This window comes from Azoarcus sp. CIB, assembly GCF_001190925.1.
Lineage (GTDB): Bacteria > Pseudomonadota > Gammaproteobacteria > Burkholderiales > Rhodocyclaceae > Aromatoleum.
Window position 1 is genome coordinate 354,672 of sequence record NZ_CP011072.1, and the last position, 15,430, is coordinate 370,101.

The following is a 15,430-nucleotide window of genomic DNA, read 5'->3' on the forward strand; positions in this document are numbered from 1 at the left end:
CATGTGCTGGCTTGAACAACTGGCTATTACAGCATGTATTGGATATTCCCACCACGGCGTCATGGGTGCACGGGGGCGTGATCACTTCATCTTGAGGTTTCGACCACGATTGACTCAGAACGGCCGTCGCAGGTGCCAATGACGAAATTCGGGGTGTTCGCTGCGCAGTGCGGTGACGAGTTGCTGGCCGCTCCAGGGATGACGATGTTCGCCATACAGGTGGCGGTCGAGGGCGGCGAGTTGGTCGCAGGTCGCAGCGCCGCCCAGATGGCGGGCGAGCGCGAGCAGGCTGGCCGGCCCGGGCGCGCCGATTTCGCGGGACCATTGCAGCAGGGCCGCGCGGGCGGCGACCGGGTCGTTGTCGTGGCAGGCGCGGCGGATGTGGCGGCGCGTTTTGGTGTCGCGATATCTGCGCGTGAAGGCTGCGCCTGCGGCCAGAAGCGCGATCGCGGCGAGGAGTGCGGCGCCGGGGATCGTCGCGTTTGTGTGTGCTGCAGGGGCCGTGGGAGCGCTCTGTTGTGCCGGTGCGAGCGCGGTCGCAGGTGCCACCCGTTCGTCCGTCGCCATTTCGCTCGCGCCGGGCGAAGCCATGACGGCAATGGGGCGTGCCGGAAGCGTGGCCTGTCGCGGCAGGCCGGCAACGGAATCCCACCACGACAACCGGAGGATGGGGAGCGTGATAGCTCCCCCCTGCCTCGGAACGAGCCGCCAGCTCTGCTCGCGTATGCCGGTGATCCAGCCGTCTTCTTCGCGCTCTTCGAGGCGCGGCGGTTCCGGATGCACGGAGAAACCGTCCGTGCCAGGGTGGAGCGGGGGAATCTGTGCCGCAGCGACGCCTTTGGCCTCAATGCGGATCGTGCGCCGCAGCGCTTGCCCGGGGCGCAGTTGCGGCGCGTCCGGTTGCCAGGATTCGGTGAGCGTCACGGCGCGAGCGGGCAGCCATTCGTCCGCTCGGTGGCCCGCGGGCACCGGGCTGACGTTGCGGGTCAAGGGGGGCGCGTCGATTCGATGTTCGGGCGAGGAGACGCCGTCGGTGCGCAGCGATACATGGCCGCCCGTGAGCTGCAGGGTGCCGCTCGCGAACGGGAAGACGGCGTAGCGCCGTTCGGTGACGCGATAGCGCTGGCCGTTGCGCGTCACGTCGTGGATGCTTTCGCCCGAGGGGCGGATATCGGCGAGAGCGGATTCGGGGGCATGGAAGGCGAGTTCGCGCACGCTGACTGCTTGGTAAAGGCGCAGCGTGTAGCGCGCCTGCGCCTGGACGTGGAGCGTGTCCGGTTGCAGTACCGCCTCGACCCACAGCGCTGGGTCTGAGCGTGCGCTGTTGTCGGTGTCGTCGGCGTGAATCGGGCTCGGCGCGGTGATGAACAGGGCGACGGTGAGGGACAGTCGCGCCAACATGTGCGTCGTCGCGTGACGGCCGCCCGGGAGTGCGCCGGATTTCACCATGGCCGCGGAGCCTCTCCGCTCTGGCGCCGGCGGTTTTCGAGTTCGAGCTTGCGGCGCAGCAGTCCCGCCGGTTCGTCCGGGACGCGGCGCAGCCACTGTTCGGCGAGACGTTCGGCTTCCTGTTCGTGCGTGTCGCGGCTGGCGACGGGAGCGGGAGGGGGCGAGGATGCGGACGACGGGGCGTTCCGGCGGGGAGGCGGCGGAGTGTCCCGTGCGCCCTGCCCCGATTGCGGTGGGGGCGGGCGTTTCATCAGTTCGCGCACCAGATCGCGGTTGTGGAGGATGTCGGGGTCGTCGGGGCGTCGTTGCAGTGCCGTGTCGTACGCCTGCAGGGCTTCGTCGAGGCGCTGCAGGCGCGCCAGTGCGTTGCCCCGGTTGTAGAGGGAGTCGGCATCGTCGAATGGTTCCAGCAGCGCGGCCGCGTCGGCATAGGCCCCGGCGCGATAGTGCGCGACGGCTTTCCAGCGGGCGTCGGTGAATCGGGTGGCCGCGGTTTCGGCGGCGCCGTTGCGCAGGGCCGCCATCGCGCGCTGGTCGGGGCGCTGCCACCAGTCGCCGAAATCGCCAGCGTTCGCGGCGGGCGGGGGCATCAGGAGGACCGCGGCGAGCAGCGTGAAGATGCCGCGGCGGAAGGCGAGGGTGGCGAAGGGCAGCAGCAGCACCAACAGCCAGGGGCCGAACTCGCGCGGTGTCGAGGTCGTCGGGATCTGTTCCTGCCGCAAGATCGATGCTGTGTCGAGATGGGCGAGGAGGGCGCTGACGTCGTGGTCGTCCGTGCGCCGGGCGAGATCCAGTCCGCCGCTCGCCAGGATGGCGTCGTGCAGGGCTCCCTGCGCATCGTTCTCGGCTCCAAGTTGTAGAAGCGAGACACGCACGCCCGCCGCCTGTAGCTCGGCGACGGCCTGCAGCGCGGGCGCGGAAGCTGCGCCGCCTGCGCGGAGCCAGAGCACGTCGCGTGTTGCAGCGCCGCTCCGCGCCAACAGGTTCGCCGCCATCCGCAGCGCGCGTTCCGGGCGGTCGCCGGCGATGGGGAGGACGTCTGGCGCCAGTTCGGTGACGAGCATGCGCAGCGTCGCGGTGTCGGTCGTCGGTGGTGCGAGGAGGTAGGGCTCCTCCGCGTACGCGACCAGCGCGGTCTGGCCTTCGGGCATGCGGGCTAGGAGGTCGAGCAGTTCGACCTGCAGGGCCTCGACGAGGGAGGCGCCGTCGCGCGCATCTTCAAGGGCTGGTGACACGTCTGCCACCAGCACGCGCATCGCGTCGCTGCGCAGCGCAACGTCAGTCCGGCCCTTCAGGGCGGGCCCCGCCAGCGCGATGATCGCGGGCGTCAGGCCGACGGCGATCAGCATGCGAGCGGTGCCACGGTGCCCGGTCTGCGCCGGATCGACCAGATGGGGCAGTAGGTCGGCGTCGACCACTCCGGTCCAGTTGCCGAATTGGGCGCGGGGGTTGCGGGCGAGCAGCCATGGCAGTGCCCAGCAGGGCAGCAGCGCCAGCAGCCACCAAGGACGCAGCAAGGTGAAGTCCGCTAAGCCGACGACTATTTCGCTGGCGGGATTCATGCGCGCGCCACCTCGGTGGGGGGCCGCCGGCGGCGCAAGCCGAGGACCACGGTGATGAGCAGTGCGGCGGCGAGCGGCCAAGGATAAAGCTCATGAGCGGGGCGCATCGCGACCTGTCCGAGGGCCTGCGGCTCGAGGCGATCGACGAGGCGGTAGAAATCGGCCAGCGCCCGCTCGTCGGTGGCGCGCCGGTAGGTGCCGCCGGTCTGATCGGCGAGTGCCTGCAGCGTCGTTTCGTCGAGATCGGCCACGGGGGCGACTGCGATTTCGGCGCTTTGTGCGGGTACCGTTGCCCGCGCCGGTTCCGCGCCGATGCCGACCACATGGATGCGAAGGCCTTCGCGCCGGGCGATCCAGCCGGCCTGCGCCGGGGACAGTTGGCCGGCGGTGTTGGCACCGTCGGTGAGCAGGACGAGTACGCGCTCGCTGCCGTGGAATTCGCGCAGGCGGGTAGTGGCGAGCGCGATCGCGTCACCGAGAGCGGTTTCCCGCCCCGCGAGGCCGATCGCGGTGTCGTCGAGCGCGGCGTGCACCGTGTTCAGGTCGAACGTGAGCGGGGTGTGCAGGTAGGCCTGTTTGCCGAACACGATCAGGCCCATGCGGTCGCCGTCGCGGCGGGCGACGAAGTGCTGTGCGAGCCGGCGCGCAGCGTCCAGGCGTGCCACAGGTGCGCCGTCGAGGCGGAGGTCGGCGGTCGCCATGCTGGCCGACACGTCCAGCGCGAGCATCAGTTCGCGGCCGCTGACCGGCAGCGTCGTCGGGTCGGCGGGGCCCAAGGGCCGCGCCGCAGCAAGTACCAGAAGCATCCACGCCAGCGTCGCGAGGACGAGGTCGAGGTTGGCTCGCGTGCGCGCCGACCGTTGCGCGCGCGCCTGCGGGTCGGCAGTCGCAGACTCTGCGAAGAGCGTAAGGGACGGGACGTGCAGGACTGCACTTCTGCCTGCCGGGGGCAGCCAGCGGCGGACCAGCCAGGGCGCCGGCAGGAGCATCAGCAGCCACGGCCATAGGAAGCTCATGGCGCGTTGGTCCTCAGCCAGCGCCGCGCGAGTTCCAGCAGGGCCCGGGTTTCACTGTCGGTCAGTGCCGGAGTCGCTGTTGCGGGGCGATACGGCAATGTGTCCAGCACGGCGCCCGCGCCGGAGACGAATTCGCCTTGCCCACCATGCGCGTCGAGAAAGTCCAGCCATGCGGCGCCGCTCAGGCCCGCCGTGGGCGCTTCCGGGAAACGCCATCGTGCGTAGCGGCGGAGGACTGCGCCGATGCCGCGCGCGAGCTCGACCGCGTCGTGCGTGTGCGCGCAGGTCCGCGCGACGATGTCGAGTTTGCGCAGGGCGGCCCGCAGCGGACGCCCGCGCCTGTGACGGCGCACCAACCAGACTGCGATGACGATCGCTGCCGCAAGGAGAACCCACCAGCCGGGCGCGGGCGGCCATAGCCCGGGGGGCGGCGGCAGGTGGATGTCGCGAAGCTGGTCGATCGAGGCCGTGATCATCTAGCCGCCGTGGGTCGGATCAGCGTCGCGAGCGTTCGCAGCGGGTCGTCGTGCGTGGCGAGGGGCAGGAGCGTTGCGCCGAGACGCCGCGCCAATGCGGCGAGCCGTTCGCTGCGTTCGCGAAACGGTGCGCCGTATGCGTCGCGTGCGGCCGGATCGCGCAGGTCCAGCGTCCGTTCGCCGTCCCGAGCGGCAATGCGGTAGATGCCCGGAGGCGGCGGCGCGGATTCGATGGTGTCGAAGACGCGTACCAGGGTGATGCCCGACGCGCCGCGCAGCGTCGCGAGGGCCCGCTCGCCCGCCGCATCGAGGTGGTGGAAGTCGGACAGCACGATCGCGTGGCTGCCCGGGCGAACGGGGTGTGCGAAGGCGCGTAGCGCGGCGGCGAACGCATCCGGTCCGGAGCTTGAACGTGGCTGCGCGGCGGCCGCGACGAGTTGGTGGATCAATCCGAGGGCGCCGCGTTCGCGTCCGCATGTCGGCTGTTCGCGATGCGCGTGGCCGTCGTGGACGGTGCCGCCGATGCGATCACCGACGTCGATGGTCGCCCAGGCGAGCAGCGCGGCCGTGCGTGCCGCCACGACGGACTTGAACGCGCAGCGCGTCCCGAAGCGCATAGTCGGACCCAGATCGACGAACACCCGGACCGGCCGCTCGCGCTCTTCATGGAAGAGTTTCGTGAACGGTTGCCCGCGCCGCGCCGTGTGTCGCCAGTCCATGTTGCGCGGATCGTCGCCGCTCTGGTAGGGGCGCACCTCGGCGAAATCGAGCCCCGCGCCGAGTCGCGGGCTGCGATGCGTTCCGCCGCTCGCGCCATTCCCCATGCCCCTTGTCGCGCGCAGCGCGGCGACCTGGGCCCGTAGCGCGATCAGATCGTGGTGCGTCGGCGCGATGTTACTGGTCTGCACGGTCGGCTGGCCGGTCGTTGCGGCGTTCGTGTCACAGTGCAAGCCACGCTCACGGCACCGGGACGCGCTCGAGCAGCGCCGCCGCGAGCGTGTCCGCGTTCATTCCGTCAGCCATCGCCTCCCAGCCGGGCAGGATGCGGTGGCGGAGCACGTCCGGCGCCAGCGCCTGGATGTCGTCGGGCGACACATAATCACGCCCATGCAGCCACGCACGCGCCCGGGCGCATCGGTCGAGCGCGATAGTCGCCCGCGGGCTCGCGCCGAAACGCAAGGCGCCCGCTAGATCCGGCCCGTACAGTTCCGGCGTGCGCGTGGCCGCGACGAGCCGCACGATGTAGTCCTCGAGGTCGGGGCTCAGGTGCAGGTCGAGCACGGCGCGGCGTGCGGCGAATACCTGTTCCTGCGTGACGACGGGTGGCAGGGCCGGGCTGGCCGAGGATGCGATGCCGGCCTGCGCTTCGGCGCGGGCAAGACGCAGGATGTCGCGCTCGGTGGCTGCGTCGGGGTATCCGACGCACACGTGCATCAGGAAGCGGTCGAGCTGCGCTTCGGGTAGCGGGTAGGTGCCTTCGTGCTCGATCGGGTTCTGTGTTGCAACGACGAAGAAGAGCTGCGGCAGGGCATGGGTCGTCTGTCCGATCGTCACCTGGCGTTCGCCCATCGCCTCGAGCAGCGCCGACTGCACCTTGGCCGGTGCGCGGTTGATCTCGTCGGCGAGCAGTAGGTGATGGAACAGCGGGCCGTGTTCGAAGTGGAAGCTGCCATCCTGCGGACGGAAGATCTCGCTGCCGGTGAGATCGGCCGGCAGCAGGTCGGGCGTGAACTGGATGCGATGGAAGTCGGCGTCGATCAGCGAGGCCAGCGCGTGGGCGGCGCGCGTCTTCGCGACACCGGGCGGGCCTTCGACGAGGAGATGGCCGTCGGCGAGGAGCGCGACCAGCAGACGCTCCACCAGGGCTGCCTGCCCGAGCACGGCGCCTTCGAGCGTGCGGCGTAGTGTCAGGAAGGCGTTGTCGAGTGTCATGGGCGTGGAGCGGGACGCGTCGCGTCGCAGGCGGCGGGGCAGTCGGGAACGGAACGGGCCGGCGTGCAGCGCAGGTGCGCGTCACACCATCCCGCAGACAGGGTGAATTGTAACGCAGGGTGCAGGCAGGCACCGTGCCCGGCCCGGGTCGCCGCGGGGCGCTGTGGTCAGGCTGGCCGGAACCGTCATGCCGGCCTCGTGACGTCACGCGAGCGGAAGGCGAGCCACACAAGGGCGGCAAGCAGTGCTGCGAACAGGAAGGCGCCCTGGTTCTGCACCAGCCAGCGCATGTCGACCAGGCTCCGCCACGTCGTCGGACCGGTCCCCCAGATGAGCGCGAGTTTGCGCAGCCACCAGATCGCGGCCGGCAGCACGATACCGAAACCGCCGACCAGGCCGAGCCATTCGCGCCGCTCGCGTGCGTCGAGCGTCGGCCACAGCGCCAGGGCGAGCGGGATCAGTATGAGACAGTCGTATTCCTTCAGCCGTGGTAGCAGCAGTGCCGTGCCGGCGATCGCGACGAATGCCCGCAACGGCGGGGTCGGTGCACGTTCGACTGCGCGCAGCGTGAGCACGAGGACGAATGCGGCCCACACGGCGTAGGCCGCGACGATCCACGGCCCGCCCTGCAGTTCGAGGCCGGATTTGCGCACCAGCATCGAGAAGCCGAAACCCGGCACCTCGTTCGCGTGTTCCACTGCCGTGCGCAGCCAGTCCGCAAAATGCGCCGGAAAAAGCAGCGCATCGCCGCCGTACCACGCGGCGACGGTGATCGCCCCGGCGAGCGGGAGAAGCATCTCGCGGCGCTGGAAGAACGGCAGCAGCACATAGGCCGCATACAGCGGCTTGAACGGCGCCATCGCGACCCCCAAGGCCGTGACGGGCCGTCCTCCGGCTCCGCGCCAGACGAGCCATGACAGGGCGCCATAGAACGGTACGCCCATGTTTCCGGACACCAACTCCGATACGAACACGCCTGCGGCCGGTGCCAGCACGAGAAAGGTGACCGCCGAGGGCGATCCGCCGAGACGGCCGGCCACGTACAGGAACAGGGCGCCGCCGCCCGCGTACGCGAGGACGTAGAGGTATCCGAGCACGGCCGTGCCGGTCACCGACGCGAGTCCGGCCAGGAGACGGGTGCCGGCGTAGGGGTAGGTATGCGGCAGGAAGTAGCCCGTGCAGTCGCCGACGAAACGGTAGGGGTCGCCATGCGCGAGAGTCGCCTCGATCGCGCACCGATACACCGTCGCATCCCACAGCCAGGCGCGGTGTTCCAGCAGCAGGGAAAGTCCGAACAGCAGGCCCGGGACCAGGCACAGCGCAAGGCCGATGCGCATCAGGGAGGTATTCATCGTGCCTGCTGTTCCGCGAGGCGGGCGCGCGGCATGGCCGGCGCGCCGTGCGTCAGTGCCCAACGCGCGAACTCGGCGATCTCGCGCGTGCCGAGCTTCGAAGTGCCGACCTTGCGGTCGGGGAAATGCACCTGAACCTCGCGGATGTTCGCGCCCGCGCGGGCCGCGTTCTGCAGCATTGCGACGATGAAGACGTAGCCTTGAGCGCTCACGTCGGCGAAGCGCGACTGTCGCAGCGCCGGGGTTCGCCACGCCCGGAAGCCGGCCGTGCAGTCGCGCACCGGCGCGAGGCCCAGCCAGTGGCGCGCGACCAGATTACCGGCCCGGGAGAGGAGGCGTCGCCGCCAGCCCCAGTCCTGCGGCGTGCGATTCCCGTCGAGGTAGCGGCTGCCGATCGCGACGTCGGCGCCGTCTTCGATGGCCGCGAGCAGGCGCGGCAGATCCGACGGGATGTGGGAGAAATCGGCATCCATCTGGATGACGACATCCGGGGCGTGATGGGCCAGCGCGTGATTCAGGCCGCGCACGTAAGCCGCACCGAGACCGGAGCGTCGCCCGCTCAGCAGCGACACGTCGGGGCAGCCGCGCGGCGCAGGCGCGGACCTCCGCGGCGGTGCCGTCGGGGGACTCGTCGTCGACCACGAGAACGTGCACATCCCGGTCCGGCGCAGCAAGCGTGGCGTGCACCTCCCCGATCAGGCGCCCGATGTTGCCGCGCTCGTTATAGGTGGGAATGACGACGACGATCTTCATGGGAACTCGTTGCCTGGGAATGGCTGCGACGGGCGCACGGCGATCGTACGCTTGGGGAGGGACGCGTCTGCCGGGGCGCGTAGAATACAGGCCCACGCTCCCCGGATCCAGAAACGTTTCATGCAAACGTCAAGCGCATGAAGATTTCCATAGTCATCCCCGCGTACAACGCTGCGGCCTTCATCGACGGACTGCTCGATTCGCTCGAGGCTCAGCGGCTCGGCGGCGTAGACGGCTGCGAAGTCATCGTCGTCGACGACGGATCGACCGACGGGACGGCGCAGCTGCTTGCACGCCGCCCGGGGCTGCGCGTGCTGCGCCACGAGCGCTGTGCCGGAGCGGGGGCGGCGCGCAACACCGGCGCGCGCGCGGCACATGGCGAGTGGTTGGTGTTCCTCGACGCCGACACGCGCATCCGCGATCGCGAATTCCTGCGGCGCTGCGTGGAGCTGAGCGTCAGTCATCCTGGGTACGACGCATTCTCCGGCTGCTACCACGACGAGAACCCGGGCGGCGCGCGCTTCGCGCGTTACCTCGACGCGTGCGAGACCGTGATGCGTCGCGGAAGTCTCGATCGCAGCGCGCCGGGCTGCCTTGGCGGCTCCGTGTGTGCGGTCCGCCGCGCCGTGTTCCTCGAGCTTGGCGGCTTCAGTGAGGATCGCCGTGTCGCGCTCGAAGATCCCGACCTGGGATGCCGGCTGGCATTGGCCGGTCACCAGCTGTGGCTGTCGGGTGAGCTGCGTGTCGAACACCGGCAGCCGGGCTGCCTCGATTACGTGCGCGAACTCGTGCCCCGCACGCGCCACTACCTGCAGCTCATTCGCCGCTACCGCAGCTTCAATCCAATGATGGGCGGGGCAGGCGAAGGGATAGGGCGCGGGGCGCTGGTCCTCGGGCTGCTCCTCGCGCCATGCGGCATCGTGTTCCCCGGCCTGCTGGTCGCCGCCTTGCTGCTGCTGGGTGTGGCAGGCTGGCAGGCGCGCGCCCTGGCGCGGGAGCTTGCGCGCCGGCACGGCTTCGGCTTCGTGTTGCCGGGGCTTGCATTCCACGCCGCCGCCAGCGCCGCCATCGTCGCCGGCGGCCTGCTGGCGGTGCGGGACATTGCGGGGCGCGGCGTGCACAGCGCGGCCATCGATCTCGCGGTCGTGTTCGCCTACCTCCGCAGCCTGGTGTCGCGCGGTTCGCCGGGCTACCTGATCCAGTTCCTGACGCATCGCTGCAACGCGCTGTGCGGCCACTGTTTCGACATGCCGCAGCGGCACGCGATCGGACGCGACGCCGAGCTCGACCTCGCGCGCATCCGCCGCGTCGCGGCGAGCACCGGACCGATCGGCCACCTGTCCCTCACCGGCGGGGAGCCCCTGTTGCGCGACGACCTCGCCGAGATCATCGCGGCCTATTACCGGGCCGGCGTGCGCTCGTTCAGCGTCTCCACGAATGGCTCCTACCCGGAAAAAATCGGGGTTTTGCTGACGCGTATCGCCGGCATTGCGCCGTTCGGGCGCGTCATGGTGACTGTTTCGGTCGACGGGGTGGGCGCCACGCACGACCGTTTGCGCGGCGTGCCCGGCCTCTTCGTGAAGGTCGAGCAGTCGCTGCGCCTGTTGTGCGAGGCCCGCCAATGGCTGCCTCAGCTGCGGGTGCACGCCTGCATCGCGGCGACCGCGGCGAACGCGCAGGATGTCCCGGCGGTTCTCGCCCGCTTGCGGCGATTCCCGCTGGACCAGTTTGAAGTCACCCGGCTGCGCGGCACACCGGCCGATCCGGCAGTCCAGGGGCCTGATGACGCGTCTTACGCGCGACTGAGCGCCGACGTCGCCGCTGCAAACGGCGGCGCGACCGGCCTGTCGCGCCTGTTCGCGCTGCTCGACCGTGCGATGTTCACGATCGTGCGCTCGCCCGACGAGCCCTGGCCCTGCGGAAGCTGCCTCGCCGGTCGGCGGCTCGCGGTGATTCGCGCCGATGGCGCCGTGCTGCCCTGCGAGATGATCCGCGACGTGCGTCCGCAGGATGCTTTGCCGCACGACGACTTCATCATCGGCCGGCTCGCCGAGCACGGCGACGACCTGCGCGCGCTCCTGGGCAGCTCGCAGGCGCACCGCATCACCGATTACATCCGCAACACGCAATGTCGCTGCTCCTTCGAGTGCGCGATCTTCGCGACCATGAGCTATCGCCCGTGGACCTTGCCGCGTTTCCTGCTGCACGGCGTTGGCTCACGTCGCGGCAGCTTCGTCGCGCGGCAGGGCGGAGAGGAAGCGGTAGAGCGCGAGTCCCAGCAGCAGCGCGAGGATCCACGGCGCGATCTGGACGGGAGTCGCCTTGGCGAGTTCCTTTGCACCGAGCAGCGCCGAGAGCCCGCCCGCGAGCAGCCAGTATTCTTCGCGCCCCGCGCCGCGACGCCGCATGTCGGACAACAGCCAGGCGGCTGCAGGGACGATCAGCGCGAGGTCGTACAGGAAGGCTAGCGGCAACGCGAGCGGTGTCGTGAGGCACAGCACCGCCGCCTGCAGCCCGTGCGATTCCGCATGTCGCCGGCCGCGCCACCACACCCACGTGACGATCGCCAGCATCAGTGCGCTGACGAGCGATTGGAGCGCCCAGGCCTGCTCGACCGTCATCCCCGCGAGGCGCGCTGCCGACCACGGCGTGACCATCGCGGGCAGCGCGAAGGCGCCGACCGAGAAGGCCTCGATATGGAACAGGCTGGTGCCGATGAAGGCGAACCATGGATCGTCGCCGAGCGTCAGGACGCTGAGCGCAATCAGTGCCAGCACGCTTGCGCTCGCGGCGGCGAAGGCCCGCCAGTGGCCGCCCGCGAGCAGCGCGAAGGGGATCAGCACGCCGAAATGCGGTTTCACGCTCGCAAGGCCGATCAGCACGCCCGCCCATAGCGGCCGCCCGCGCAACAGCAGCAGACCCGACCCGATCAGCCCGGCGGTGAGGAAACCGGTCTGGCCGTACATCACGTTGAAGAATGCCGGTGGCGCCGCAAGCGCGAAGGGCAGGCCAAGGCGGTCCGGAAGGATTCGCCGCAGGGTCAGCAGATAGGGCAGGGCGGTGATGCCCAGCCATCCTGCCCACGCGGCCAGGTAGGGCAGATAGGCGAGCGGGAGCGCGAGCAGGATGAAGGTGGGCGGATACATCCACGGCGCGAAGCCGACGACCCTGGCCTGCTCGTCCGTGAGATCGCCATAGATTCGACGCGCGGCCTCCTTGCCGGCTGCCACCATCGTGCGCTGCATGTACACGAACTCGGCCGGAAGTTCGCGTACGATCATCGACGCCGCATAGGTCGGTGTGAAATCGGTGAACAGCGGCGTGTCGCCGCGGGCGGCGTTGCGATACCCGTCTGTGATCTTGGCGCCGATGAAGAGCGCGTACCCGACCACCGCCAGCCAAAGTGTGAAGCGCAGGAGGCGCAGTCCCGACGTGAAGCCTGGGGCGTTCAGATCGCCCCCTTGTGCAGCGCTGTCGTGACAAAGGGGATGCCGAAAAAGGTGAAGAAGGCTATGACAAAGGTGCCGGTGACCAGCAGCGAGTTCGTCAGGGGCGGCGTGCGGAAGGACGCCCGCACGTGCAGCGTCAGCCCGATCGCGAGCCAGGTCACCAGCGACCACACCTCCAGCGGATCCCACGACCAGTAACGGCCCCACGCGTCCTGTGCCCAGATTGCGCCCGCGACGATGCCCAGCGTATCGAAGATCAGCGCCAAGGCCATGCAGCGGTAAGCGGTTGCGTCGAGTTCGCGGTCCGCAGGCAGGCGCTGCAGCGTCGCAGCTCCGGGGTTCAGTTTGCGGAAGATCGTGATCAGGGCGATACCGAGGGCGACGAAGGCGGCGCCGAGGAAGATCTTCAGGAAGATGATGTGGATGAACAGCCAGACCGTGCGGTAGGTCGGGGGAAGCGAGGATTCGTCCATGGGGATCAGGATCATCCAGCCCATCAGCATCGTCACGACGGGAAGTACGAAGGCGGCGAAGGCGCGCACCCGTGGCAGCATCAGATAACCGAGCCACACCGCGGCAACGAGCCCCCACACATTCGCCGAGAGCATCTCGAAGGTGTTGATGACCGGAAGATGGCCGATCCGCACCCAGCGCGCGCCGAACGCGACGGTATGTACGCCCCAGCCGATTATCAGCAGGGTGAGGATCAGTCGCGACCAGTCGCGGCGGAACACGAGCGCACTGATGGCCGCCACGGTGGCGAGGCTGTATGCAACGACGGACGCCCAAAAGGCGATGAGTTCGGTCTGGAGCAGATCAGTCATTCTTTGTCGTACATCTTGATTTTGTCGGCGTGCTTTATCTCATACTTCGTCACGCCGCTCTCGTCTGCCGTCCCGGGAATCGGCATCTTGGCGCCGACGCCCTTGCCGTCGCGGCGCAATTCGGCTGCGGTGAATCCGGGCGGGATGCCCTGCGTCGGTCCCCACGGTCCGCGCCCGAGTTTGGATTCCCATTCCCAGATTGCCGAGCGTGCTTGCGCCACCTTGAGACGGAACGGGTCCTTGTCGTCCACGACGTGAAGGTAGCTGCGCATGCCACCCAGTGCGGACTCGAGGTCTCCCATTGCCTCGGACGCACTGGCATGGCCGAAATAGGCCTCGGCGCGGAGCCGGTCGCGGTCGATCGCTGATTCGTAGTATTCGCGGGCCTCGCCGAAGCGCTGACGCTGCATCATCACGTCGCCCATGAGCTGAAAGGCATCGGCATCGTCCGGGGCCAGGTACATCGCCTTCAGCAGCGATTGAGCGGCTTCGTCGGCTTTGCCCGCTTTCAGCAGTTCGCGCGCCATGCCATTCAGCGCATCCAGCGTCACGCGACGCACCTCGCTGAGATGACCTGCCCGGTCCTGTGTCGGATCAACACTGAGATGGTGGCCGGCAGGGCGATCCGGCTCCTTTTCGTCTGAACGGAACTGCGCGGGGCCGTGTGGCGCCAGCGAGGGAAATGCGGACGTATCGGCGTGTGATGAGGCAGACTCGATGCCGCGACCCGGCAGCAGCGAGACAACGGTGGCAAGCAGTGCGATCGAGAACGGGACCGCGAGGATGGCGCCCCGGCGGTAGTCGCGCACCGCGGTCGAGCCTTCAATGCGCTTGTCGTTCATTTTTCGGCAATCACTTTGGCGGTGCCAGCCTGCAGTAGTCTGGCAACCACTGATTCGTCTATCGCGAAGCGCGTGCCGAAACAGATGAACCCCCGTTCGGGGTGGTGCAACGTGCGGGAATAGATGGACATGCCTTGGGCGTGGGTCGACCAGCGTCCACCCTTCAGAACCCGCATGGGATGACTGAGGTCTGCCCCGACGGTGGCGTTCTTGGCCAAAGGCGGATTACGCATACCATCCCGCAGTGCCAGATCGTGGGCGTTGTTGTACCAGTCGGCAACATGTTCGAACACGTTGCCGCCCATGTTGTAGAGACCATAAGCGGAGCGGCCGTTGGCGAAGGAGTCGACGGGGGCCGGGCTGCAGCCGGCATGAGACTTGAAGCCGGCAAAGGTGTCGTCCGGATACTCGTCCCCCCAGGGGAACATGCGCCGGTCGGTCCCGCGGGCGCCCTTGACCCATTCCATCTCCGTCGGCAAGCGGAAGCCGAGCCACTGCGCCAGCTCGGTCGACAGTTCATTCGACATGTGGGTGGCGGGAAGGTCCTGTTCGGGCGACTTGAGCGTGTAACCCGCGGTTGCGCTCCCGGTCAGCGAGCAGCCTTCCGTCTCGCCCGCATATTTGGCATGGCGCTTGAGGCCCGGCTGTTCCAGGAAGCGCTTCAGGTCGCGGGCGCGTGCCTCGAATTTCGCCAGGTAGAAACCGTCGAGCCAGATCTGCACGTCGCGGTAGTGCTCGCCGTTCACCGGCTTTTGATTGTCCAGATAGTCGGTGTTTTCGACCCCGTACCAGAAGTTGCCGGCGGGTATGTGGACGAACTCGACGCCGTTGATCATCACTTCCCGGGGAAGCTGCGTGGCCGGACTTTGAGCCAGGGCGAGCGCCGACGAGAGGATGGCGGAGAGGGTGGCGGTGAGGACGGCAAGGTGGCGGAATGGTGTCATGGCGTCTGGTCCTCACTCTTCGCGCACGAGGCGCAGTCCGAGAAGGTTGAGAGTGTCGTGCTTGGGATACCGTCCACGCATCGTGCAGCGGGTCTGAACAAATTCCGTGCGCACGCTCCCGCCGCGGATGACGGCCTTGTCGAGGCCTGCGCCGGTGCGGGGGTTGTACAGGCTGTGCCGCGCGTAAGCGTCCGTGACGTAATCGTCCGAAGTCCATTCCCAGACGTTGCCCAGGAGGTCAAAGAAGCCCGCTGCGCTGGCTGGGCGGCTGCCTACCGGTTCGGGCGGTACCGGAGCCTCGACCGCGGCCACGGCGATGCGTGCGAGTTCATCCCCATTCGTAGGAACGTTCTTGTCGAGCGACGCAGGCGTTGCGCCGCGGCAGGCAAATTCCCATTCGGCCTCGGTCGGCAGGCGGAAGCGGAAGCGCTTCTTGTGCTGCGAGGTGAGGCGTTCCGCATAGGCATTGGCTTGCTCCCACGTGACCCGCGTGACCGGGAGATTGTCGGGCAATGTCTCGTCGCCGTCGGGCAGAGAGCCCATCACCCGCTTCCACTGCTTGCGCGTCACTTCGTGCCGGCCCAGCCAGTATGCGTCGAGGCACACCTCATGCGCAGGTGCTTCATCGGCCGACAGGGACTGCGTGTAGTTGAGGCGACCCCATCCACCGTCCGCATCCGGAGCTACTCTGGTGTCATTGCCCATGCGATAGCAGGATTTTTCAACCCGGATGAATTCCAGTCCGGTCTGCGGTTCCTGCCATATCCGTGGTTTGATTTCGCTGCTGGCGTGTGCGGATGCCGCGATCAGGCTGCAGGCCAGGAGCATGGT

The 15,430-nt window shown here is 68.6% G+C and carries 13 protein-coding genes and 2 pseudogenes; 1 reads left to right on the forward strand and 14 read right to left on the reverse strand.

Annotated features, from left to right (window positions below):
* Positions 1-114: 114 nt before the first annotated feature.
* The 9 genes and pseudogenes from AzCIB_RS01435 to AzCIB_RS24950 form a co-directional block, all read right to left on the reverse strand.
* Entirely contained in the window at positions 115-1,449 is a 1,335-nt protein-coding gene (locus tag AzCIB_RS01435; RefSeq protein ID WP_050414255.1) for a BatD family protein, read from the reverse strand.
* On the reverse strand, positions 1,443-3,011 hold the full coding sequence (locus AzCIB_RS01440; RefSeq protein ID WP_050414256.1) for a VWA domain-containing protein: 1,569 nt from the start codon (positions 3,009-3,011) through the stop codon (positions 1,443-1,445). Before AzCIB_RS01440 ends, AzCIB_RS01435 begins: the two co-directional genes overlap by 7 nt.
* Entirely contained in the window at positions 3,008-4,027 is a 1,020-nt protein-coding gene (locus AzCIB_RS01445; RefSeq protein ID WP_050414257.1) for a VWA domain-containing protein, read from the reverse strand. Before AzCIB_RS01445 ends, AzCIB_RS01440 begins: the two co-directional genes overlap by 4 nt.
* Positions 4,024-4,503: a DUF4381 domain-containing protein gene (locus AzCIB_RS01450; protein ID WP_050414258.1), complete on the reverse strand. Its 480-nt coding sequence runs from the start codon at positions 4,501-4,503 to the stop codon at positions 4,024-4,026. Before AzCIB_RS01450 ends, AzCIB_RS01445 begins: the two co-directional genes overlap by 4 nt.
* On the reverse strand, positions 4,500-5,453 hold the full coding sequence (locus AzCIB_RS01455; RefSeq protein ID WP_050414259.1) for a DUF58 domain-containing protein: 954 nt from the start codon (positions 5,451-5,453) through the stop codon (positions 4,500-4,502). Before AzCIB_RS01455 ends, AzCIB_RS01450 begins: the two co-directional genes overlap by 4 nt.
* Positions 5,454-5,460: 7 nt before the next feature.
* Positions 5,461-6,435, reverse strand: a complete 975-nt coding sequence (locus AzCIB_RS01460; RefSeq protein WP_050414260.1) for an AAA family ATPase — start codon at positions 6,433-6,435, stop codon at positions 5,461-5,463.
* A 185-nt stretch (positions 6,436-6,620) separates the two neighbouring features.
* Positions 6,621-7,787: a hypothetical protein gene (locus tag AzCIB_RS01465; RefSeq protein ID WP_050414261.1), complete on the reverse strand. Its 1,167-nt coding sequence runs from the start codon at positions 7,785-7,787 to the stop codon at positions 6,621-6,623.
* On the reverse strand, positions 7,784-8,359 hold the full coding sequence (locus AzCIB_RS01470; protein ID WP_050414262.1) for a glycosyltransferase: 576 nt from the start codon (positions 8,357-8,359) through the stop codon (positions 7,784-7,786). Before AzCIB_RS01470 ends, AzCIB_RS01465 begins: the two co-directional genes overlap by 4 nt.
* Positions 8,360-8,378: 19 nt before the next feature.
* A pseudogene (locus AzCIB_RS24950) lies at positions 8,379-8,540 on the reverse strand (glycosyltransferase); the annotation flags it as partial.
* Positions 8,541-8,677: 137 nt separating this feature from the next.
* Here AzCIB_RS24950 and AzCIB_RS24550 point away from each other — a divergent pair.
* Positions 8,678-10,144 (forward strand): annotated as a pseudogene (locus AzCIB_RS24550) (glycosyltransferase); the annotation flags it as partial.
* Between the two features lie 612 nt (positions 10,145-10,756).
* On the opposite strand, the gene AzCIB_RS24555 reads toward AzCIB_RS24550, so the two are convergent.
* The 5 genes from AzCIB_RS24555 to AzCIB_RS01500 are packed head-to-tail and all read right to left on the reverse strand — an operon-like array spanning position 10,757 to position 15,427.
* Entirely contained in the window at positions 10,757-11,932 is a 1,176-nt protein-coding gene (locus tag AzCIB_RS24555; RefSeq protein WP_083446841.1) for a glycosyltransferase family 87 protein, read from the reverse strand.
* A gap of 56 nt (positions 11,933-11,988) precedes the next feature.
* Complete coding sequence (gene ccsA, locus AzCIB_RS01485) at positions 11,989-12,813, reverse strand: cytochrome c biogenesis protein CcsA (protein WP_050414265.1); 825 nt, start codon at positions 12,811-12,813, stop codon at positions 11,989-11,991.
* Complete coding sequence (locus AzCIB_RS01490; protein ID WP_050414266.1) at positions 12,810-13,655, reverse strand: hypothetical protein; 846 nt, start codon at positions 13,653-13,655, stop codon at positions 12,810-12,812. The genes ccsA and AzCIB_RS01490 overlap by 4 nt, the downstream gene beginning before the upstream one ends.
* Positions 13,652-14,599 (reverse strand): formylglycine-generating enzyme family protein, encoded by a 948-nt coding sequence (locus tag AzCIB_RS01495; RefSeq protein ID WP_083446842.1) that lies wholly within the window; start codon positions 14,597-14,599, stop codon positions 13,652-13,654. Before AzCIB_RS01495 ends, AzCIB_RS01490 begins: the two co-directional genes overlap by 4 nt.
* A gap of 12 nt (positions 14,600-14,611) precedes the next feature.
* Positions 14,612-15,427 carry a formylglycine-generating enzyme family protein gene (locus tag AzCIB_RS01500; protein ID WP_050414268.1) on the reverse strand — a complete coding sequence of 272 codons (816 nt, stop codon included), beginning with the start codon at positions 15,425-15,427 and terminating at the stop codon, positions 14,612-14,614.
* Between the last annotated feature and the right edge of the window lie 3 nt (positions 15,428-15,430).